Below are 20,127 nucleotides of genomic sequence, written 5' to 3' on the forward strand. Positions count from 1 at the left end.
GTTCGCGATGGACGTCGGTGCGACCGCGGCTCTCCGGCTGTTCGCCTGCGTGACCGACACCCGGGCCGGACCGTGGCGCTGGCCGCGAAAGCCTCGTTTGGCGCGTTGAGCGTCCTGAATGACTCATTCAGGACGCTCAAGTACCTCAATGAGTCATTCAGCGCACTAACGGGACAGGGGCCCCGCTCGCTCGGCGGGGCCCCTGTCGTGGTGTCGTGCGGTGGGGTCAGGCAACCTCGACGATCAGGTCCACCTCGACCGGGGCGCCCAGCGGCAGCTCGGCGACGCCGACGGCGGCACGGGCGTGCGCGCCCGCCTCGCCGAAGATCTCACCGAAGAGCTCGGAGGCGCCGTTGATCACCGCGGGCTGGCCGGTGAAGCCCTCGGCGGAGGCCACGTAGCCGGTGACCTTGATGATCTTCACGACGGAGTCGATGCCGACGAGCGCGTCGACCGCGGCCAGCGCGTTGAGCGCGCACAGCCGGGCGTGCTCCTTGGCCTCCTCGGGACCGACCTCGGCGCCGACCTTGCCGGTCGCGGCGAGCGCGCCGTCGACGAACGGCAGCTGGCCGGAGGTGAACACGTGCGATCCGGTGCGCACCGCGGGCACGTACGCCGCGACGGGGGCCGCCACCACCGGCAGTTTCAGGCCGAGCTCGGCCAGGCGCTGCTTCCAGTCAGCCACTTCTCTACTCGCCCTTCGGTCGCTTCAGGTAGGCGACGTGCTGCTCGCCGCTCGGGTTCGGCAGGACCGTCACCAGTTCCCAGCCGTCCACGCCCCACTGATCCAGGATCTGCTTCGTGGCGTGGATCAGCAGTGGGACGGTCGCGTACTCCCACTTCGTCATGCCGGGCAGCCTAACCGCACGCTCCCTCGGCCATCCCACCACCGAGTGATCAACTCCCGCACGCGCCGCGTCGATCACCACGGCATGCGCGTGGGAAAGATCGGCCTGGTCATCGCGGTACTGATGGGCACGGTGACCGGAACCGGCTCGGCCGAGACGCTGCTCCAGCAGGCCGACCGGATGATGAAAGTGGACTACGTCTCCTTCGTGAAGTTCCGGCACCAGCACCCGAAGCCCTTCGACTGGAACACCGACCAGTGCAGCACTCCGATCCCGCTGCCCTACCGGCAGACCTTCGCCGGGCCGTGCGAGATGCACGACTTCGGGTACCGCAACTACGGCTACCACGGGACGACGCGCCTGCGCCTGGACGTGACCGAGAAGCGGCGCGCGTGGGTCGACGGCCGTTTCAAGCAGGAAATGGACCGTCGCTGCAACGTGTTCGCCGGCGAGCACCGCGATGACTGCCTCAGCTGGGCGAGCAAGTACGCGAGCGTCGTCCGGAACTTCGGCGCGAAGCACTTCTTCCCGTAATGCGGTGATAGCGATCTGAACGCCACCTGTCCGGGATCTTGGAGCGCTACCGTTGGCGGGTGGAGACTTGGCGGATGATCGCCACCGGCGTGTTCGCGCTCGGTGGGTTGGTGCTCGTACTGGTGGCGATGGCGCAGGTCCGCGACCGCAAGCACAGCACGAGGGCCCAGGTGACGCAGACCGGCCTGATCGCGCTCGCGGTCCTGTCGGTGGTCACCGCGCTCATCGCCACGGTGCTCCCCGAAACGATCGCGTGGGCCCTGGTCGCATTCGTAGTGCTGATCGTGTTGACGCTCACCATGGTCGGCTGAGCACGGGCAGTCCACGCCGGGCCCGCATACGCTGATCGTGTGACGAGCCCTGACCGGTGGACCAACGAGCTGAGCCGCGCGCGCCTGCACGTGGTCACCGGCAAGGGGGGAACCGGCAAGACGACGGTGGCCGCCGCGCTCGCGCTGGCCCTGGCCTCCGGCGGGCGCCGGGTGCTGCTGGTCGAGGTCGAGGGCAGGCAGGGAATCGCGCAGGTCTTCGACACCGCGCCGCTGCCGTACTCCGAGGAGCGGATCGCGGCGGCGCCGGGCGGCGGCGAGGTCCGCGCGCTGGCGGTGGACGCCGAAGCGGCGCTGCTGGAGTACCTGTCGATGTTCTACAACCTGGGCTTCGCCGGGCGGACGCTGCGCAAGATGGGCGCCATCGAGTTCGCCACCACGCTCGCGCCGGGCCTGCGCGATGTCCTGCTGACCGGAAAGGTCAAGGAGTGCGTTCGGCGAACGGACTCCGGCGGCAGGCACGTCTACGACGCGGTGGTGCTCGACGCCCCGCCGACGGGCCGCGTGGTCAAGTTCCTCGACGTCACCAAGGCCATGGCCGACCTGGCGAAGGTCGGCCCGATCCGCTCGCAGAGCGACGGCGTGGTGCGGCTGCTGCACTCCGGCGACACCGCGGTGCACCTGGTCACCCTGCTGGAGGAGATGCCGGTCCGCGAAACCCTCGACGCGGTCACCGAGCTGGACGCCGCGGACCTGCGACCGGGCGCGGTGATCACCAACCGCGTGCGCCCGCCCCGGCTGTCCGCGAGGTCTATGACCGCTGCCGCTGGCGGAAGGGTCGACGCGAGCCGGGTGCGCGCGGGCCTGCTCGAAGCCGGGTTGGAGCTGCATGCCGACGTGCTGGAAGGGCTGGTGGAGGAGACGGTGGAACACGCGATCCGGGTCCAGGCCGAACAGCGCGCCCGCGCGGACCTCGACGCGGTGGACCTGCCGTCGCTGGAGCTGCCGGAGCTGACCGACGGCGTGGACACCGGGGCGCTCTACGAGCTGGCCGAGCTGCTCGGCGAACAGGGCGTGCGGTGAGTGCGCGCACCCGTCCACCGCTGCTGGACGTCGACAAGCTGATCGACGACCCGGACACGCGCATCCTGGTGTGCTGCGGCTCCGGCGGCGTCGGCAAGACGACCACGGCGGCGGCGCTGGCCCTGCGCGCGGCGAGCCGGGGCAGGCACGTGGTGGTGCTGACCATCGACCCCGCCCGCAGGCTGGCGCAGTCGCTCGGGCTCAGCGAGCTGAGCAACCACCCGCGCGCGGTCGAGCTCGGCGAGGACGGCGGCGGCGAGCTGCACGCGATGATGCTGGACATGCGCCGCACCTTCGACGACATGGTGCTGGCGCACGCTGGACATCAACGCGCGCAACAGATCCTGAGCAATCCCTTCTACCAGACCATTTCCTCGTCGTTCTCCGGAACGCAGGAGTACATGGCGATGGAGAAGCTGGGCCAGCTCGTGCACGACGACCAGTGGGACCTCGTCGTGGTGGACACCCCGCCGAGCCGCTCCGCGCTGGACTTCCTGGACGCGCCGCAGCGGCTGTCCACGGTGCTCGACGGGAAGATCATCCGCATGCTCTCCGCTCCTGCGCGCGCGGGCGGGCTGGGGCTGAAACGCTTGGTGGGCGCGGGTTTCGGGCTCTTCACCAAGGCCGTCTCGACGATCATCGGCGGCCAGCTGCTCGCCGACGCCTCCGCGTTCGTGCAGGCCTTCGACAGCATGTTCGGCGGGTTCCGCCAACGCGCGCAGGCCACCTACGAGCTGCTGCGCTCGCCGGGCACGGCCTTCCTGGTGATCGCCGCGCCGGAGCCGGACGCGCTGCGCGAAGCGTCCTACTTCGTCGACCGGCTCAGCGGTGACGAGATGCCGTTGGCCGGGCTCGTGGTCAACCGCACGCACCCGGTGCTCGCCGAACTCCCGGCAGCGCGAGCGCTCGCGGCGGCGGAGGACCTCGAACGCGCGAGTTCCGCACCGCTGGCGAGCGCGGTGCTGCGGCTGCACGCGGACCGAGTGGCCGTGGCGGACCGGGAGAAACGGACGCTCTCCCGGTTCACCAGGGCACACCCGGCCGTCGCGCTGGTCGGCGTGCCCGCGCTGCCCTCCGACGTGCACGACCTCGACGGACTCCGCGAGATCGGCCACCGGCTGGCAGGCGAGTGAGCCGTACTAGCTGACCTGGCGCTCCTTGCGCGCCTCGTCGAGCAGCTCCACCCACGAGTCGACGTCGGGGCGACGGCGCAGCAGCGCGCGCCTCTCCCGCTCCGTCATCCCGCCCCAGACACCGAACTCGATGCGGTTGTCGAGCGCTTCAGCGAGGCATTCCGTGCGCACCGGGCAGCCCATGCAGACCGTCTTGGCCTTGCGCTGCTCGGCGCCTCGAACGAACAGTTGGTCCGGGTCCTCGTCGCGGCACGACGCGTCAACCCGCCAGTCCCCCTGGCTGAACATCATGTTCCCCCAGCTCCTCAGTACCGTCGTCGCGACCTGACCCGGCACCCCCCGGCGCCGAGCTGCGAGAACCGACGTGTCACAGAGACATAACACGTTGACCGGTTTCGCAGTCGTGAGACGTTGACGGACTGTAGAGCTTCGCGGTTCCCGCAACCAAGTGGCGTTTGCCCACCCGTTATCTGCGGTCACCGGAACGTGTTCGCGGTCACTGCTCCATCCGGGCCACGCGTACATTGGGCTGCGTGCCTGTTCGCCGTGCGGTCTTCAAGCTCGTCGGCCTGTGCCTGCTGGCGGGCGTCCTGCTCGCCGGGGTGCTCTTCCCCGCGGTCGGCGCCATCGGCGTGGTGTCCAACCGCGCGAGCGACACCGTCGACAGCACATCGGCCGACCTGGTCCAGAAGGACCCGCCGCTGCTGACCACGGTCCTGGACACCAACGGCAACCCGCTCGCGCACCTGTTCGACCAGTACCGGGTCCTGGTGGCCCCCGACAAGATCGCCACCACGATGAAGGCCGCGATCGTGGCCATCGAGGACCAGCGCTTCTACGACCACCAGGGCGTCGACTGGCGGGCCGCGATGCGCGCGCTGATCACCAACACGCTCCAGGGCAAGGTGGCGCAGGGCGGCTCGACGCTGACCCAGCAGTACGTGAAGAACTACCTCATGCACGTGGTCGCGACCTCCAAGTCCGAGCAGGCCAAGGCCCAGGAGCAGTCCCCCGCGCGCAAGCTCCGCGAGCTGCGGATCGCGCTCCAGCTGGAGAACAAGCTCAGCAAGGACGAGATCCTCGCCCGCTACCTGAACACCGTGCCCTTCGGCAACGGCTCCTACGGGATCGCGGCGGCGGCCAAGACCTACTTCGACACCACCGCCGACAAGCTGACAGTGGCGCAGGCGGCGCTGCTCGCGGGCATCGTCAACGAGCCGAGCGGGCTGAACCCGGAGCGGCATCCCGAGCGCGCGCTGACCCGTCGCAACGTCGTGATCGACGAGATGGCGAAGCAGAACCGCATCCCCAGGGAGGTCGCGGAGGCGGAGAAGAAGACCCCGCTCGGCACGCGCCCGGACATCGGCGCCCCGCCCAACGGCTGCATCGGCACGGGCGACGCGGGCTACTTCTGCGACTACGTGATCAAGTACCTGGAGGGCGCGGGCTTCTCCAAGGAGAACCTGCGCAGGGGCGGCTACACGATCAAGACCACGCTCGACCGCGACGCGCTGACCAAGGCCAAGGCGGCGGTAGACGCCGAGGTACCACCGGACACCGACCACGTCGCCAACGCGATGGCGATCGTCAAGCCGGGCAAGGACAAGCACCGCGTCGTCGCGATCACCGCGAACCGCACCTACGGCCTCAACCGGGACGAGCACCAGACCACGCTCGGGCTGCCCTACGCGATGCAGAACCTGGGCGCGGGCTCGATCTACAAGCTCTTCACCGCGGCCGCCGCGCTGGAGAAGGGCATGGGGATCAACAACTCGATCTCCGTTCCGGGCACCTACGTCTCCGAGGTGTTCAAGGGCGGTGGGGCGAGCTGTCCCGGCGCGGCTGGCGCGAAGAAGTACTGCGTGCAGAACGCGGGCAAGTACCCGGAGCGGATGAGCCTGCAGGACGCGCTCGCGCAGTCGCCGAACACCGGTTTCGTGGCCCTGCTGGAACGAACGACGGTGTCGTCGGCGGTGGACATGGCCGTGCGGCTGGGCCTGCGCTCACTGGGCACGGTGCCCGCTGGTGAGGACCCCAAGAAGCGGCCGATCGGCAAGTTCTTCGCCGAGCAGAACCTCGGCTCGTTCACCCTCGGCCCGACGCCGACCAGCACGCTGGAGCTGGCGAACGTCGGCGCGACTCTGGCCAGCGAGGGCATGTGGTGCCCGCCGAGCCCGATCGAGCAGGTGCTCGACCGCAACGGCCGCCCGGTCGCGCTGCGCGAGGACGCCTGCGAGCAGGTGGTTCCCGCCGGTCTGGCCAACGCGCTGACCGTGGGCATGAGCAAGGACGCGACCTCAGGCACCGCGCGGGACGCCGCGCGGGCGTTCGGGTGGAACAGGCCGATGGCCGGCAAGACCGGGACCACCCAGGAGCACAAGTCCTCGGGCTTCCTCGGCTACACCCCGCAGCTCGCCGGCGCGGTGTTCACCTTCGACGACACGCCCTCGCCGAAGACGCTGTGCGATCCGGCGGGCAACGCGCCGCCTCGGCCGTGCAGTTCGGGAACCTTCATCTACGGCGGCAAATCCCCCGCGCGCAGCTGGTTCGCGGCGATGAACGGGATCGGGTCGGCGCCGGGGATCATGACCGACATGGACACGGCGTCGCTGCCCGACGTCGACGACCGCTACTCCGAGGGCGGCAACGAGGCCAAGGTGCCCAACGTGGTCGGGCTGAGCGAGGGCTTCGCGCGCACCAAGCTGAAGAGCGCCGGCTACGAGGTCAGCGCGTCCAGCACGGACAGCCTGAAGCCGAAGGGCACCGTGCTCAGCCAGAGCCCGCGCGGCGCCGCGCTGCCCGGCGAGACGATCTCCCTCGTGGTGAGCAACGGCGTCGCGCCGACCACCGCGCCCGAACCTCCGCCCAGTGGTCCGCCCTCGCCCGGCCCGGGTCCTGGCCCCGGCGGAGAGACCGGCGGTCCCGCTCCGCCGGGCTAGCCGGTCCTCCTGGCCTACTGACCTACTGGCTGAGCATGGCCTTGACGAGGGTGGCCACCCTGCCGCCCTCCGCGCGCCCGGCGACCTTGGTGTTGGCGGCCTTCATGACCTGGCCCATCTGCTTCGGGCTGGGCTTGCCGCCGACCTGCTCGGTGACCTCGGCCAGCGCCTCGCGCACGACGGCGGTCAGCTCCTCGTCGGAGAGCTGCTTGGGCAGGTACGCGGAGAGCACCTCGCCCTCGGCGCGCTCCTTCGTCGCCAGCTCGTCCCGGCCGGCCGCGGCGAAGGCCTCCGCCGACTCCTTGCGCTTCTTCGCCTCGCGCGCCAGGACCTTGAGCACCTCGTCGTCGGAGAGCTCGCGGGCCTGCTTGCCCGCGACCTCCTCCGCGCCGACCGCGGTCAGCGCCATCCGGAGCGTGTCGAGGACGATCTTGTCCTTCGCCTTGAGCGCGGTGATCATGTCGGCCTTCAACCGTGCCTTGAGCTCTGCCATGGCGGCGAGGTTACCCGCGGTGAAGGGGCTCACCCGTTCCGGCGACGAGGGGCGGGGTCCGTAGGCTCGGGGAGGTGAACACGTTCGGTCGGATTCTCCTCGGGACGACGGCGCTCGGCGCCGCGACGGTCGGCTACGCCGCGGGCATCGAACGCCTGCGCTTCACCCTGCGGCACGCCACGCTGCCGGTGCTGCCGGAGAACGCGCGCCCCCTGCGCATCCTGCACATCTCCGACCTGCACATGACGCCGAACCAGACCAAGAAGCAGCGCTGGGTCGCCGAGCTCGCCAGGCTCGAACCCGACCTCGTGATCAACACCGGCGACAACCTCGCACACGCCAAGGCCGTCCCGACGGTGATGCGGGCGCTCGGGCCGCTGCTGGACTTCCCCGGCATGTTCGTCTTCGGCAGCAACGACTACTTCGCGCCGAAGCCGAAGAACCCCTTCCGCTACCTGATCCCCGCGCACAAGGCCAAGCGCGTGCACGGCACCGGCCTGCCGTGGCGCGACCTCCGCGCCGCCATGACCGAGCGCGGCTGGCAGGACCTGACCCACCTGCGCCACACCACGACGGTGGCCGGTGTCACCGTGACCGCCGCCGGTGTCGACGACCCGCACCTCAAGCGCGACCGCTACGAGCAGATCGCGGGCAAGCCCGGGCCGCAGACCCAGCTCAGCATCGGCGTCACGCACTCCCCCGAGCCCCGCATCCTCGACGCGTTCGCGCGGGACGGCTACGACCTGGTGCTCGCCGGGCACACCCACGGCGGCCAGCTCTGCGTCCCGTTCTACGGCGCGCTGGTCACCAACTGCGGCCTCGACCGCAAGCGCGTCAAGGGCCCGTCGCAGTGGGGCGAGCACACCTGGCTGCACGTCTCCGCCGGGCTCGGCACCTCGCCGTACGCCCCCGTACGGTTCGCCTGCCTGCCGGAAGCCAGCCTGTTGACGCTGGTCCCACGCTCGGAAGAGGCCTCGCTCAAGGGATCGCGGGCCCAGGCCCCCACCCGATTCGGAGCTGGCGTGGACATGCGATAGGCTTTCTCTCGTTCCACTCGGGGTGTGGCGCAGCTTGGTAGCGCGCTTCGTTCGGGACGAAGAGGTCGCAGGTTCAAATCCTGTCACCCCGACAAGTAAGCCCAGGTCAGGCCCGGTCCACAGGAGATGTGGACCGGGCCTGATGTGCGTTTCAGGGAGAAATCCGGGAGAACATCCCCCGCCGCATTCGGCCCACCTTGACACTGTCAGATGACACTGTCACCATTGCGGCGTGCCGGAGTCTCTGTGGACCATCGAACAGCTGCCGGACCAGGTCGCGGCGATGCTGTCGGAGAACTACGACGGCCAGTCCAGTGGCCGTGTCCGAGAGCTGCCCAACGGTCGCACGATTCGCTGGTACACCACGATCGGGCTGGTGGACCGCCCGGTGGCGATGCGGGGAAGGACAGCGCTGTACGGACCTCGCCACGTGGTCCAGCTCGCGGCCGTCAAGAGATTGCAGGCGGCGGGGCTCACGCTGGCCGAGATCCAGGGTGAGCTGGTCGGAGCGACCGATGAACGGCTCGCCGAGCTCGCCGGCGCGCCACCGCCCCGGGATACGCGCACTCCCGCACCCGCTCGAAGCGCGGAGTTCTGGAAGGACCGTCCTGCCCCGCCCCGCACCGCCGCGAAGAACATCCACAGCATCCGCCTGAGCGACACTGTCACCGTCGTGCTGGATGCTGCCACCAGGGCGCCCAACGCGACAGAGCTGGCCGAGCTGGGAACAGCCGCCGCGCCGCTGCTCGAGTCGCTCGAACGGCTCGGCCTGACCGAGCGAAAGGAAGAGCGATGAGAACGACCGTCGATCTGATGGGCCCCGAGGAGGCGTCCGCGCTCCCCGGTACGGACGAGGGGATCGGCTGCCTCCAGACCGAACTCGGCAATCTGCCGCTGGAGTCGATCGACGTGCGGGCGCGGCTCACCGGTCTCGCTTCGCGGACCGAGCTGGTCCAGGGTTTTCGCAACACCCACGCGCAGCCGCTGGAGGCCACCTACGTCTTCCCCCTGCCGCCGCGCGCCGCCGTCACGGCGATGCGCATGGAGGCGGACGGCCGGGTGATCGAGGGCAGGCTCAAGAAGCGCGACGAGGCACGGGAGGACTACGACAACGCCGTCGCCGAGGGCAGGCGCGCCTCGATCGCCGAGGAGGAGCGACCCGGCGTGTTCACCATGCGCGTCGGCAACATCCTGCCCGGCGAGCGGGTCTCCGTGCACCTGACCCTCGCAGGCGCACTGTCCTATGAGGACGGTCAGGCGACTTTCCGGCTACCGCTCGTCGTCGCACCGCGCTACGTGCCGGGAACCCCGTTGGAAGGCGGGCAGGCGGGCGACGGCACGGCGTTGGACACCGACGCGGTGCCCGACGCGTCGAGGATCAGCCCACCGGTGCTGCTGCCCGGCTTCCCGAACCCGGTGCGCCTGAGCGCGGAGGTCGACATCGATCCGGCCGGACTGCCGCTGCTCGGGGTCAGCTCCAGCTTGCACACCGTGGTCACCGAGGAACACGGCGACAGGCTGCGCGTCCGGCTCGAAGCGGGCGACCGGGCCGACCGCGACTTCCTGCTGCGACTGAAGATCGGCGACGAGTCCGCGCTCAGCACCTCGCTCGCCGTGCGCGCCGACGAGGACGGCGGAGGCGGCACCTTCGCGCTGACCGTGCTGCCCCCAACATGCACCCCGGCTGCCACCGCCAGAGACGTGGTGCTCGTACTGGACCGCTCCGGCTCGATGACCGGTTGGAAGATGGTCGCCGCGCGGCGAGCCGCCGCACGCATCGTCGACACGCTGGGCAGCGGAGACCGCCTGGCCGTCCTGGCTTTCGACCACACCTGCGAGAGTCCGCCGGGGATGTCCGACGGACTCGTCGACGCCGATGACCGAAACCGTTTCCGGGCGGTCGAATTCCTCGTCGGCGTTGACGCGCGCGGGAGCACCGAGATGCTGGGGCCGCTGCGCCGGGCCGCCGAGATGCTGAACGGGGAGACGGCACGGGAGCGCGTCCTGGTGCTGGTCACCGACGGGCAGGTCGGCAACGAGGACCAGCTCCTGCGTGAACTCGGCCCTCGGCTCGCCGGCGTTCGCGTGCACACCGTCGGCATCGATCGAGCGGTCAACGAAGCTTTCCTCCAGCGCCTCAGCGCGGGCACCGGACGATGCGAGCTGGTCGAGTCGGAGGACCGCCTCGACGAGGCCATGCACAACATCCACCGGCGGATCGGCACCCCGGTGCTCACCGGCCTGCGGGTGACCGGCGACAGCCTCGCGATCGACGCCGACAGCATCGCCCCGCAGCCGGTGCCCGACCTGTACCCGGGTGTTCCCGTGGTGGTGACCGGTCGTTTCTCGGGGCCGGCACGTGGGCGCGTCGCGGTTGCCGGGCACCCGACGTGGAGCACCGCTGTCGAAGCCGTGCCGAGCGACAACCCGGGACTGGACGCGCTGTGGGCGCGGGCTCGGTTGCGCGACCTGGAGGACCGTTACGTGGTCGGTTCCTCCGAGGAGGACCTTGAGGAGCAGATCGTCGCCACCTCGCTGAAGTTCGGGGTGCTCTCGCGGTTCACCGCCTTCGTTGCCACGGACGAGGACGTGGTCAACCCCGCAGGCCGCGTGCACCGGGTGACTCAGCCGGTCCAAGCGCCCAGCGGCTGGGCCGCAGCAGCAGCACCCGCCGCCCCCTCAGGAGCGCCGGGCGGTGTGCCGGGGTACGGCGCTGCGATGGGTGCCGCGCGCGCGATGCCCTTCCTGGGCAGTGGTCCGGCAGATCCTGGAGGGGCCTACGTTTCCACGCCTCCTCGTTTCGAGCTGGCTCTGTTCGTCAGCGAAGAACTGCGTGTGCTCCGTGAACGGCGAGTGCGGGGCGACCTCGATCGAGCCGAGCACCTCACCGAGCTGGCCGCACGAATCAGGTCGTGGCTGTCCGTGCCCGGCTCCACCACCGATTCTGAGGCACGAGCCAAGCTCGAAGCACTGGCTGAGGTGCTTTCCGCACCTGGAGGCGATGGCTTCGAGGAGGTGGACCGCCGCTGGCGGCACGCCACAGCGGTGCTGGAAGATCTCGCTGGTGTGGCGGGGCGACGGAGGTCCTGGAGACCCTGAACCACCAGTGGACGGCGTGACCGAGCTGGTCGACCGGATCTGGCGGACGGACGCGGCCAGCATGCTGGGCGCGCTCAGCCGTCGGCTCGGTGACTTCGAGCGGGCGGAAGAGGCGCTGTCGGACGCGGTGGCCGAGGCGCTCAAGCGCTGGCCGGACGAGGGTGTGCCGGACAGCCCCACCGGGTGGCTGGTCACCACGGGCTGGCGCAAGGCGCTGGACCGGCTGCGCCGCGACACCGTCGGCCGGGAGAAGGCGGCCCGGGTGGCCGCCGAAGCACCGCCGGAGCCCGGTGTGGACGACCGGCTGGCCATGATCTTCGCGTGCTGCCACCCGGATCTCGCCGAGCCGGCCCAGGTCGCGCTCACGCTGTACGCGGCCAGCGGTCTGAGCACGGCCGAGATCGCCGCCGCTTTCCTGGTGCCGCTGCCGACGATGGCGCAGCGGCTGTCCCGGGCCAAGCGCCAGCTGCGGGAGCGCGGCATCGGGTTCGAGGTACCGCAGCCGCACGAGTACGCCGACCGGCTGCCGGCCGTGCTCGCGGTGATCTACCTGGTGTTCAACGAGGGCTACCTGTCCAGTGGCCGGTCGGCCCACCAGCGGCGTGAGCTGGCCCGCGAGGGGGTCGAGCTGGCGCGCCAACTCGCCGCTCTGCTGCCGCGCGAGCCGGAGGTGGCCGGTCTTGCCGCGTTGTTGGAGCTGCATCACGCTCGCGCTGCCGCACGGTTCGACTCGTGGGGCCGCATCGTGCTGCTCGACCAGCAGGACCGGCGGTTGTGGGACGCGGCGGCGATCGAACGTGCGGTGCTGCGGCTGCGGGCGGCGGTGCTCTCCGGCAAGCCCGGGCCGTACCAGGCGCGGGCGGGCATCGCCGCGCTGCACGCCCTGGCCGGCTCCTACGAGGACACCAACTGGGCCGACGTGCGCGCGCTCTACGACCGGCTGTACCCGCTGGACCCGTCGCCGGTGGTGCTGCTGAACCGGGCCGTGGCCACGCGGTTCGCGGTGGGCCCGGTTCCGGCGCTGGCCGAGGTCGACGCGCTCGGCGAACGGCTGGCCGGTTACCACCTGTGGCACGCCGCCCGGGCTGATCTGCTGGCCGCGCTCGATCGACCGTCGGAGGCGCTGGCGGCGGCGGAGCGCGCCCTGGAACTGGCCGCGAACCCGGCCGAACGCGAGCTGATGTCCCGCCGGGTGGGAGAGCTGAAGCGCCGGCTGTGAGGCCGGCGCCCCAGCGCCACCCCTAGTCGCGGCTCATCACCGGGCGGACCTCGACGGCGCTCACGCCCGGGGCGAGCGGCCACGTCGCCGCGATCCCCACAGCCTCGTCGATGTCGTCGCACTCCAGCACGATGACCGAGCCGACGACCTCCTTGAGCTCCAAGTACGGCCCGTCGGTGATCACCGGCTCGCCGTTCGCGCCTGCGCGCACCGTCTTCGCCGTGTCCCTGGGCTGCAGCTCGATGCCGCCCTCGGCGACCTTGCCCGCCGGCTGCCACCGCTCGAACCACGCGAAGACCTGCTTCATCACGTCCTCCTCGTCAGCCGGGGACAAGGCGGCCCACTGACGGTCGTCACCGCAGATCAACATCGCGTACTTCATGGTCGCTCCTCATGGTCGGAAGGGCTCTGTCACCCGGGTGACGAACGAGCAGCACCGGTTCTCGACAGCTCGCGCGAACTTCTTGCCACAGTTTCGCCGCGCTGCGGTGATCGGGCAGAACGCCGCGTGGGGCAGGATCGGGGTGTGACGGAGCACCCCAGTACCGACATCCCCGAGCGGCTCTTCGACGACCCCGAGGCCGAGGCGCGGTGGACGGAGCGGTTCACCGCCCGCCGCACGTCGTTGCCCGGGTGGGCGGAGGACGCCCCGGACCGCAACCTGTACGTCTCCAACGCCAGCGGGGTGTGGGAGGTCTACGCCTGGGACCGGGCGACGGACACCCACCGGCAGGTGACGGACCGGCCGAACGGCACCTACCACGGCACGCTCACCCCGGACGGCGAGCGGATCTGGTGGTTCGCCGACACCGACGGCGACGAGTTCGGCACGTGGGTGGCGGAGCCCTTCGCGGGGCGCGCGCAGGGAACCGAGCCGGAGCCGGGGGTGCCGGGAACGCACGCGGGCTACCCGGCGGGCCTGCAAGTGGGGTCGAAGATCGTCGCACTCGGCATGTCCACCGACGACGGCACGACGATCTGGACGGCGCCCCTCGGCGGCGACCCGACCGTGCTCTACCAGCACGAGAACGACGCGGGCGCGGGTTCGCTGTCCAAGGACGAGCGCTTGCTGTCGATCGCGCACTCCGAGCACGGCGACTCGCGGCACCCGGCGCTGCGCGTGCTGCGGGTGGCCGACGGCTCGACCGTGGCCGAGAAGTGGGACGGCGAGGGCAAGGGACTGGAGTCGATCGGGTTCGCGCCGATCGAGGGCGACCCCCGGCTGCTGGTGCTGCACGAGCGGCGCGGGCGCGAGGAGCTGCTGATCTGGGACGTCGAGGCCGACACCGAGTCCCTGCTGGAGTTCGACCTGCCGGGCGAGATCGTCGCGGACTGGTACCCGGACGGCTCCGGACTGCTCGTCGTGCACACGCACCAGAGCCGGAACACCTTGTACCGCTACGACTTCGCCAACGGTGAACTGTCCGCTTTGGACATTCCAAAGGGGACGGTCGGCAGCGCTTCGGCGCGGCCGGACGGGACGATCGAGTACTCGTGGTCCTCCGCCGGGCGACCGCCGGTCGTGCGCGCGATGTCGCCGGACGGCTCGGACCGCGTGCTGCTGGAGCCCGCTGGCCACAAGCCCGCGCCCTCGCAGGACCTCGAAGACGCCTTCGTGCCGGGTGCGGGCGGGCCGGTGCACGCGTTGATCGCGCGGCCGGAGGGCGCGGAAGGCCCGCTGCCGACGGTGTTCCTGCTGCACGGCGGACCGCACGCAGCGGACGAGGACCGCTTCTCCGCCTACCGCGCGGTGTGGCTGGACGCGGGCTTCGCGGTGGTGCACGTGAACTACCGCGGCTCGACCGGCTACGGCTCGGTCTGGCGCGACGCGATCGAGGGTCGCCCAGGGCTCACGGAGCTGGAAGACGTTGCTGTGGTTCAGGATTGGGCCGTGCAGTCGGGCCTCGCGGACCCGGAGCGCTGCGTGGTCAACGGCGCGTCGTGGGGCGGGTACCTGACGCTGCTGGCGCTGGGGACGCAGCCGGAGCGCTGGGCGGCCGGTGTCGCCGGTGTGCCGGTCGCGGACTACGTGGCGGCCTACGAGGACGAGATGGAGCCGCTGCGCGCTTACGACCGCGCGCTCTTCGGTGGCTCGCCGGAGGAACTTCCCGCGCTGTACAAGGAATGTTCGCCGCTGACCTACGTGGAGGCGGTGCGCGCTCCGGTGCTCGTGCTCGCGGGTGAGAACGACCCGCGCTGCCCGATCCGGCAGATCGAGAACTACCTGGAGCGGCTGGCCGAGCGCGGCGCCAAGTACGAGGTCTACCGCTACGACGCGGGCCACGGCTCGCTGGTGGTGGCCGAGACGATCAAGCAGACCGCGGCGGAGGTGGCCTTCACCCGGCGGGTGCTCGGCCTCTGACCCGAGCACGGGGACGGCCCCTCGCCTGGGGGTCACGAGGGGCCGTCACGAGAGGTGGGCGCGGTGTCCGAGCGGGCACCGCCTCCCTCCGCACTGAACGGGTACCCACGCGACCGAGCGGCCTAACGCTTGGTGGTGACCTTCACATCGCCGAAGAAGGTCTTGGCGCGCAGCCGGATGACCGGTGAGCCGGGGATGCGCGGCACCTCGGCGACGCGGATCTTCTCGGCGCCGAAGAACAGCGAGGACTCGACCTCGACCTGAACGCCCTCGGGCACCACGACCTTGACGTCGCCGAAGAACGTGCTGCCGGTGATGTCCACGACGCTCTCGGTGATCACCGCGTCGCGCAGGTCCAGCCGCACGTCGCCGAACACCGAGGACACCGTGGTGCCGGAGCGCAGCGCGAAGCGGCCCTTGCGCTTGACGTCGTCGAAGACGGAGTGCCGCACGCTGCCGACGACGACCACGTTCGAGTCCTCGATCGGCGCGGGCAGTCCCGAGGTGGCTTTCTCCAGCTCGGCGAGGCTCTCCGCCTGCCACACCAGGTCGACGCGCTCGGTGAACTGGTCGAGGGTCAGCCTGCCCTGGCCGACCGCGCGCTCCAGTGCGTGCTGCGCGGCCTCCTTCGACGGCTGGAGGTTCGGGACGAGTTCGTCAGTCACGGCTTCGAGCCTAGGACCTGCTCACGGCGGGAGAGGGCGAACTCGACGACCTGCCGGCCGACGGTTCGAAGATTGCCGGAGGTCTTCGCGTCCGAGCAGCAGCCCTCGCCGTCGAAGATGACCTCGGTGGAGTTCAGCGCGACGCCGAGCGGGGTCGGCCAGCCGCGCAACGCGTGCACGATCGAGCGCAGCGCGGTCAGCGTGGTCACCGACGCCTGCCAGCCGTAGGCGGTGGCCACGCAGCCGACCGCGCGGCCGTCCAGGTACGGGTGGGGCTCCTGGCGGAGGTCCTCGATGTAGTCGAGGGCGTTCTTGAGCAGGCCGGACACCGTGCCGTGGTAGCCGGGCGAGACCAGGACGACGCCGTCGGCCTCGCGCACGGTGTCGACCAGCCTGCGCGCGGCCTCGGTCCGCTCGCTGACGGCGGGGTCGTAGAACGGCAGCACCAGGTCGGAGCCGGAGATCGCGATCGTGCGCGCTCCCGCCTCCTCGGCTCCCGCCAGGGCCACCCGCAGCGCGCGCTCGGACTGCGAATCCGCCCTGATCGAGCCGCCGATGCCCACCACCGTGACCGTCATGCGCCTGATCCTTCCACCGAGGCGTTGCCGTCGGTCGTCGTCGTGAAGACCTTCACGCTAGGACCTCGACCTACGTTGAGGTCAAGGCCGCCCACGAAAGGCGAAAAGCTGTTGAGAACAAACGGATCCAGGAGTCTCATGGTGGGGTGGCCCTTTCTCCGTACCGGCAGGTGCTCGCCCTGCCGGGCGTTCGGCGCCTGCTGCTGATCGCGCTGTTCGCCCGCATTCCCGGCAGCGCCGTCGGTGTCGCGATGACGCTGCACGTGGTGCTGACGCTCAAGGAGGGCTACGGCGCGGCCGGGCTCGTCTCCGCTTGCGCGACGATCGGCATGGCGCTCAGCGGTCCCCTGTTCGGACGACTCGTCGACCGCCGGGGGCTGCGCCTGATGCTGGCGATCACCACGATCGGCGAAGCCACGTTCTGGTTCATCGCGCCGTCGCTGCCGTACGCGGCGCTGCTGGGCACGGCGCTGATCGGCGGTTTCCTGACCCTGCCGGTCGGCGCGACCTCACGGCAGGCATTGGCCGCGATCGTGCCGCCGGAGCACCGCAAGGCCGCGTTCTCGCTGGACACGATCTTCGTGGAGACCAGCTACATGCTCGGCCCCGCGCTCGGCGTGCTGATGGCCACGCAGGTCTCCACCACGCTCACGCTGGTCGCCATCGGCGGCGGCCTGGTGATCTCCGGCAGCGTGCTCTTCCTGGTCAACCCGCCGATCCGGTCGGCGGCGAGCACCGAGGAGTCCGCCGAGCCGGTTCCGCGCAAGGAGTGGCTGACCAGGGAGCTGGTCGGCGCGCTGATCATCTCGGCGGGCGCGGTCCTGGTGCTCGCGGGCACCGACGTCGCGATCGTCGCCACGCTCGAACGCCACGGCCAGGTGTCGTGGACCGGCCTGGTGATCGTGGTCTGGTGCTTGGTCTCGCTGACCGGCGGTTTCGTCTACGGCGCGATGACCAGGACGGTGCCGCCGCTCGTGCTGATGACGACGATGGGCGTGCTGACGATCCCGGTCGGCATCGCCACCGACTGGTGGTGGCTGTGCCTGGCGATCCTTCCCGCGGGCGCGTTGTGCGCCCCGCTGCTGTCGGCCACCACGGAGTGGATCAGCAGGCTCGCGCCGGAGTCGGTGCGCGGTGAGGTGATGGGGCTCCAGCAGTCCGCGCTCACCCTCGGCAGCGCGATGGGCGCCCCGTTCGTCGGCGCGGTGATGGACGCGACCTCGCCCGCGATGGGCTTCGTCGCGGCGGGTGGCCTCGTGACCGTGGCCGCCGCCGCTGTGCTGTTCCTTCAGCGCCCGCGCGCGTCGGCCGCTCCGGCTTCGGCTTCCGCCAGCTCCGAAGAGAGCGTTCGCAGCGCTTCGTAGGCCCGCTCCACCACCGGGCGCACGGCGGCTGAGCGCGCGGCGTTGGCGGCGTCGACGCGGACGACGTCGACCGGCTCGATGAGGTCTGCGGCCGCGCGCAGCGAAGACAGCTCGCCGAGCGCGCGCCAGCCCAGCAGCGCCGCGCCCAGGCCGGAGCCCTCGCTGTCCTCAGCCAGCTCCAGGTCGGTGCCCAGGCTCGCGGAGATCACCTCGGCCCACAGCGGCGAGCGGAAGGCTCCGCCCGTCGCGCGGACGCGGTCGATCGGCGCGCCCGTGGCGGCCACGGCATCGCGGACCAGGGCAAGCTGCTGGCCGACACCTTCGATCAGCGCGCGCACGATCTGCGCTCGGCCGTGCTCCCGGCGCAGTCCGAGGATCATCGCGCGCGGGTCCGGGTCCCACCACGGAGCGCGCTCGCCGAGCAGGTAGGGCAGCGCGAGCAGACCGCCGGCGCCGGGCGGCACGCTCTCCGCCTCGGCGAGCAGTGAGCCGATGTCGTTGGTACCGAACGCTTTCGCGGCCCAAGCGGCGACGCTGCCGCCGTTGCTGATCGCGCCGCCGAGCACCCACAGGCCCTCGCCGATCGCGTAGCAGAACACCCGGCAGTGCTCGTCGATCCCGGGTTCGTCACGGACGACGCGCAGCGCGCCGCTGGTGCCGAGCGACAGCGCGGCCATCCCCGGGACGACCGCGCCGACGCCGAGGTTGGCCAGCGGACCGTCTCCCCCGCCCGCGACGACGGGCAGACCCGTTGGCAGGCCGTCGATCTGCGCGGTCAGCGGCAGGACATCCGTGGGCGCCACCAGCTCCGGGAGCTGGTCGGCGGTGATCCCCGCGAGCCGCAACGACTCCGGGTGCCAGTCGAGGGTGTGCATGTTCATCAGGCCGGAGCCCGACGCGTAGGAGTGCTCGGTGGCCAGGCGCCCGGTGAGGTGCAGGAGCACGAAGTCCTTGAGGCTGCACCACTTCACGGCTCGCACATCGGTCTTCTCGTGGAACCACACGAGCTTCGACAGCGGAGCGAACGGGTGCACGGGCGTGCCGGTGGCGCGGTGCAACTCGGCCCCCGCAGGGCTACCCTTGATGCGCGCGGCCTGGTCGGCGGCGCGGTTGTCCGCCCAGCTGACCGCGTGCGTGAGCGGATTGTTGTTGGCGTCCAACGCCATCAGCGTGTGCATCGCGCCGGTCAGCGAGAGCCCATCGACGACGAGCCCCTTCTGTCCACAGTGGACAACGCACTCGGTCAACGCCTCAAGGGCGGCGGTGAGCACCTGGCGAGGGTCGTGGACGGCCTCGCCGGGGTGCTCGCCGAGCATCGGACAACCGCGCTCGGCGAGCACGTGGACCACTGCGGAGGCATCAGCGGCGACCACCTTCGTCGCCGTGCTGCCCAGGTCGATCCCGAGCACTACCCGTGTCGTCACGGGTTCTTCTTACCAGTGCTCAGACCAGCGACTCGGCGATCTCGTAGGTGTTGAGCGCCGCGCCCTTGCGCAGGTTGTCCCCGCACACGAAGAAGTCCAGCGTGTTCGGGAAGTCCAGCGCCTGGCGGATGCGGCCGACGTAGGTCGGGTCGCCGCCGACCACGTCCGCGGGCGTGGGGAACACGCCGTTGGCCGCGTCGTCGACCAGCCGGATGCTGGGCTGCGCCGCGAAGATCTCCCGAGCGCGCTCGACGGTGACCTCCTCGGCGAAGACCGCGTGCACGGCGAGGGAGTGCGTGGTGACCACGGGGACGCGCACGCAGGTCGCGGAGACCTTCAGGTCCGGGATGCCCAGGATCTTGCGGGACTCGTTGCGGACCTTGAGCTCCTCGCTGGACCAGCCGCCGTCGCGCTGCGAGCCCGCCCACGGGACCACGTTGAACGCCAGCGGGGCCGGGAACGGGGAGTCCGAAGAGGACAGTCCGGCCGCTTCGAGCGCCTCGCGCACGTCACCGGCGCGGTTGCCGACGCCCTTGCCCGCCACCGCGGCGGCCTCGGCGTACAGGCGGTCGATACCGTCCTGACCAGCGCCGGAAGCGGCCTGGTAGGAGGCGACGACCAGTTCGCGCAGTCCGAAGGTGTGGTGCAGCGCGCCGAGCGCGGCCATCATCGACAGCGTCGTGCAGTTGGGGTTGGCGATGATGCCGCGCGGCCGGTTGGCGACCTGGTCGACGTTCACCTCCGGCACCACCAGCGGCACGTCGTCGTCCATCCGGAAGGCGCCGGAGTTGTCCACGGCGACAGCTCCGCGCGCGGCGGCGATCGGCGCCCACTCGGCGGAGACCGCGTCCGGGACGTCGAACATCGCGACGTCGACGCCGTCGAAGGCCTCGGCGGAGAGCGCGATGACCTCGAGGGACTCACCGCGGACGGTGATCCGCTTGCCCGCGGAGCGCGGGGAGGCGATCAGCCGGATCTCCCCCCACGGCACGGACTCGCGGCCGTTGATGATGTCGATCATGACCGTGCCGACGGCGCCGGTCGCGCCGACGAGTGCGAGGGTGGGACGGGTGCTCATCG

20 protein-coding genes and 1 tRNA gene are annotated in these 20,127 nt (G+C 70.9%); 12 read left to right on the top strand and 9 right to left on the bottom strand.

Annotated features, from left to right (window positions below; all coding sequences use genetic code 11):
• Window positions 1-226 precede the first annotated feature (226 nt).
• Complete coding sequence (locus ABD798_RS06825) at window positions 227-685, bottom strand: RidA family protein (protein ID WP_344871755.1); 459 nt, start codon at window positions 683-685, stop codon at window positions 227-229.
• 4 nt (window positions 686-689) lie between these two features.
• Window positions 690-848 (bottom strand): Sp36 family protein, encoded by a 159-nt coding sequence (gene sp36 / locus ABD798_RS06830; protein ID WP_086823907.1) that lies wholly within the window; start codon window positions 846-848, stop codon window positions 690-692.
• A gap of 84 nt (window positions 849-932) precedes the next feature.
• Here sp36 and ABD798_RS06835 point away from each other — a divergent pair, with 84 nt between their 5' ends.
• From ABD798_RS06835 to bagB, 4 genes are read left to right on the top strand one after another with little or no spacing between them, the layout of a single operon-like run.
• Complete coding sequence (locus tag ABD798_RS06835) at window positions 933-1,382, top strand: phospholipase A2 (protein WP_344871758.1); 450 nt, start codon at window positions 933-935, stop codon at window positions 1,380-1,382.
• A gap of 59 nt (window positions 1,383-1,441) precedes the next feature.
• Window positions 1,442-1,693, top strand: a complete 252-nt coding sequence (locus tag ABD798_RS06840; protein ID WP_344871760.1) for a hypothetical protein — start codon at window positions 1,442-1,444, stop codon at window positions 1,691-1,693.
• A gap of 39 nt (window positions 1,694-1,732) precedes the next feature.
• On the top strand, window positions 1,733-2,734 hold the full coding sequence (gene bagA / locus ABD798_RS06845; protein ID WP_344871762.1) for an ATPase BagA: 1,002 nt from the start codon (window positions 1,733-1,735) through the stop codon (window positions 2,732-2,734).
• Window positions 2,731-3,867 carry an ATPase BagB gene (bagB, locus tag ABD798_RS06850; protein ID WP_344871764.1) on the top strand — a complete coding sequence of 379 codons (1,137 nt, stop codon included), beginning with the start codon at window positions 2,731-2,733 and terminating at the stop codon, window positions 3,865-3,867. The genes bagA and bagB overlap by 4 nt, the downstream gene beginning before the upstream one ends.
• A gap of 6 nt (window positions 3,868-3,873) precedes the next feature.
• On the opposite strand, the gene ABD798_RS06855 is transcribed toward bagB, so the two are convergent.
• Window positions 3,874-4,155, bottom strand: coding sequence for a WhiB family transcriptional regulator (locus ABD798_RS06855; protein ID WP_425549189.1), 282 nt, complete (start codon window positions 4,153-4,155; stop codon window positions 3,874-3,876).
• 245 nt (window positions 4,156-4,400) lie between these two features.
• On the opposite strand from ABD798_RS06855, the gene ABD798_RS06860 reads away from it, so the two are divergent.
• The gene (locus tag ABD798_RS06860; protein ID WP_344871768.1) at window positions 4,401-6,806 is read left to right on the top strand and encodes a penicillin-binding protein; all 2,406 of its coding nucleotides are present in this window, start codon (window positions 4,401-4,403) and stop codon (window positions 6,804-6,806) included.
• A gap of 22 nt (window positions 6,807-6,828) precedes the next feature.
• Here the strand turns inward: ABD798_RS06860 and ABD798_RS06865 are convergent, their stop codons facing one another.
• Window positions 6,829-7,299, bottom strand: a complete 471-nt coding sequence (locus tag ABD798_RS06865) for a GatB/YqeY domain-containing protein (RefSeq protein WP_344871770.1) — start codon at window positions 7,297-7,299, stop codon at window positions 6,829-6,831.
• 74 nt (window positions 7,300-7,373) lie between these two features.
• Between ABD798_RS06865 and ABD798_RS06870 the strand changes: the two genes are divergently transcribed.
• The 5 genes from ABD798_RS06870 to ABD798_RS06890 all read left to right on the top strand — a co-directional run bounded on the left by ABD798_RS06870 (window position 7,374) and on the right by ABD798_RS06890 (window position 12,654).
• Window positions 7,374-8,336 carry a metallophosphoesterase gene (locus ABD798_RS06870; RefSeq protein WP_344871772.1) on the top strand — a complete coding sequence of 321 codons (963 nt, stop codon included), beginning with the start codon at window positions 7,374-7,376 and terminating at the stop codon, window positions 8,334-8,336.
• 18 nt (window positions 8,337-8,354) lie between these two features.
• Window positions 8,355-8,428: transfer RNA gene (locus tag ABD798_RS06875), tRNA-Pro, on the top strand.
• A gap of 140 nt (window positions 8,429-8,568) precedes the next feature.
• Complete coding sequence (locus tag ABD798_RS06880; RefSeq protein WP_344871774.1) at window positions 8,569-9,132, top strand: helix-turn-helix domain-containing protein; 564 nt, start codon at window positions 8,569-8,571, stop codon at window positions 9,130-9,132.
• Complete coding sequence (locus tag ABD798_RS06885; RefSeq protein ID WP_344871776.1) at window positions 9,129-11,435, top strand: VIT domain-containing protein; 2,307 nt, start codon at window positions 9,129-9,131, stop codon at window positions 11,433-11,435. Before ABD798_RS06880 ends, ABD798_RS06885 begins: the two co-directional genes overlap by 4 nt.
• A 7-nt stretch (window positions 11,436-11,442) precedes the next feature.
• Window positions 11,443-12,654, top strand: a complete 1,212-nt coding sequence (locus ABD798_RS06890) for an RNA polymerase sigma factor (protein WP_344871778.1) — start codon at window positions 11,443-11,445, stop codon at window positions 12,652-12,654.
• A gap of 22 nt (window positions 12,655-12,676) precedes the next feature.
• Here ABD798_RS06890 and ABD798_RS06895 read toward each other — a convergent pair whose 3' ends face one another.
• A complete protein-coding gene (locus ABD798_RS06895) occupies window positions 12,677-13,036 on the bottom strand; it encodes a YciI family protein (RefSeq protein ID WP_344871780.1) in 360 nt (119 codons plus the stop codon).
• A 144-nt stretch (window positions 13,037-13,180) separates the two neighbouring features.
• Between ABD798_RS06895 and ABD798_RS06900 the strand changes: the two genes are divergently transcribed.
• The gene (locus ABD798_RS06900) at window positions 13,181-15,016 is read left to right on the top strand and encodes a S9 family peptidase (protein ID WP_344871782.1); all 1,836 of its coding nucleotides are present in this window, start codon (window positions 13,181-13,183) and stop codon (window positions 15,014-15,016) included.
• Between the two features lie 122 nt (window positions 15,017-15,138).
• On the opposite strand, the gene ABD798_RS06905 is transcribed toward ABD798_RS06900, so the two are convergent.
• Window positions 15,139-15,681: a DUF1707 SHOCT-like domain-containing protein gene (locus ABD798_RS06905; protein WP_344871784.1), complete on the bottom strand. Its 543-nt coding sequence runs from the start codon at window positions 15,679-15,681 to the stop codon at window positions 15,139-15,141.
• Window positions 15,678-16,259 (bottom strand): NADPH-dependent FMN reductase, encoded by a 582-nt coding sequence (locus ABD798_RS06910; protein ID WP_344871786.1) that lies wholly within the window; start codon window positions 16,257-16,259, stop codon window positions 15,678-15,680. Before ABD798_RS06910 ends, ABD798_RS06905 begins: the two co-directional genes overlap by 4 nt.
• Before the next feature lie 146 nt (window positions 16,260-16,405).
• Here ABD798_RS06910 and ABD798_RS06915 point away from each other — a divergent pair, with 146 nt between their 5' ends.
• A complete protein-coding gene (locus ABD798_RS06915; RefSeq protein ID WP_344871788.1) occupies window positions 16,406-17,623 on the top strand; it encodes an MFS transporter in 1,218 nt (405 codons plus the stop codon).
• On the opposite strand, the gene ABD798_RS06920 is transcribed toward ABD798_RS06915, so the two are convergent.
• Window positions 17,548-19,047, bottom strand: a complete 1,500-nt coding sequence (locus tag ABD798_RS06920; RefSeq protein ID WP_344871790.1) for a gluconokinase — start codon at window positions 19,045-19,047, stop codon at window positions 17,548-17,550. The two genes, ABD798_RS06915 and ABD798_RS06920, sit on opposite strands and share 76 nt — an antisense overlap.
• Before the next feature lie 19 nt (window positions 19,048-19,066).
• Window positions 19,067-20,125: an aspartate-semialdehyde dehydrogenase gene (locus tag ABD798_RS06925; RefSeq protein ID WP_344871792.1), complete on the bottom strand. Its 1,059-nt coding sequence runs from the start codon at window positions 20,123-20,125 to the stop codon at window positions 19,067-19,069.
• Between the last annotated feature and the right edge of the window lie 2 nt (window positions 20,126-20,127).

This window comes from Allokutzneria multivorans (assembly GCF_039537405.1).
Taxonomy (GTDB): Bacteria; Actinomycetota; Actinomycetes; order Mycobacteriales; family Pseudonocardiaceae; genus Allokutzneria; species Allokutzneria multivorans.

Coding starts and splice junctions, on each gene's coding strand:
- ABD798_RS06835 (WP_344871758.1), top strand. CDS start 933: ATGCGCGTGGGAAAGATCGGCCTGGTCATCGCGGTACTGATGGGCACG.
- sp36 (WP_086823907.1), bottom strand. CDS start 848: ATGACGAAGTGGGAGTACGCGACCGTCCCACTGCTGATCCACGCCACG.
- ABD798_RS06895 (WP_344871780.1), bottom strand. CDS start 13,036: ATGAAGTACGCGATGTTGATCTGCGGTGACGACCGTCAGTGGGCCGCC.
- ABD798_RS06865 (WP_344871770.1), bottom strand. CDS start 7,299: ATGGCAGAGCTCAAGGCACGGTTGAAGGCCGACATGATCACCGCGCTC.
- ABD798_RS06855 (WP_425549189.1), bottom strand. CDS start 4,155: ATGTTCAGCCAGGGGGACTGGCGGGTTGACGCGTCGTGCCGCGACGAG.
- ABD798_RS06885 (WP_344871776.1), top strand. CDS start 9,129: ATGAGAACGACCGTCGATCTGATGGGCCCCGAGGAGGCGTCCGCGCTC.
- ABD798_RS06925 (WP_344871792.1), bottom strand. CDS start 20,125: ATGAGCACCCGTCCCACCCTCGCACTCGTCGGCGCGACCGGCGCCGTC.
- ABD798_RS06910 (WP_344871786.1), bottom strand. CDS start 16,259: ATGACGGTCACGGTGGTGGGCATCGGCGGCTCGATCAGGGCGGATTCG.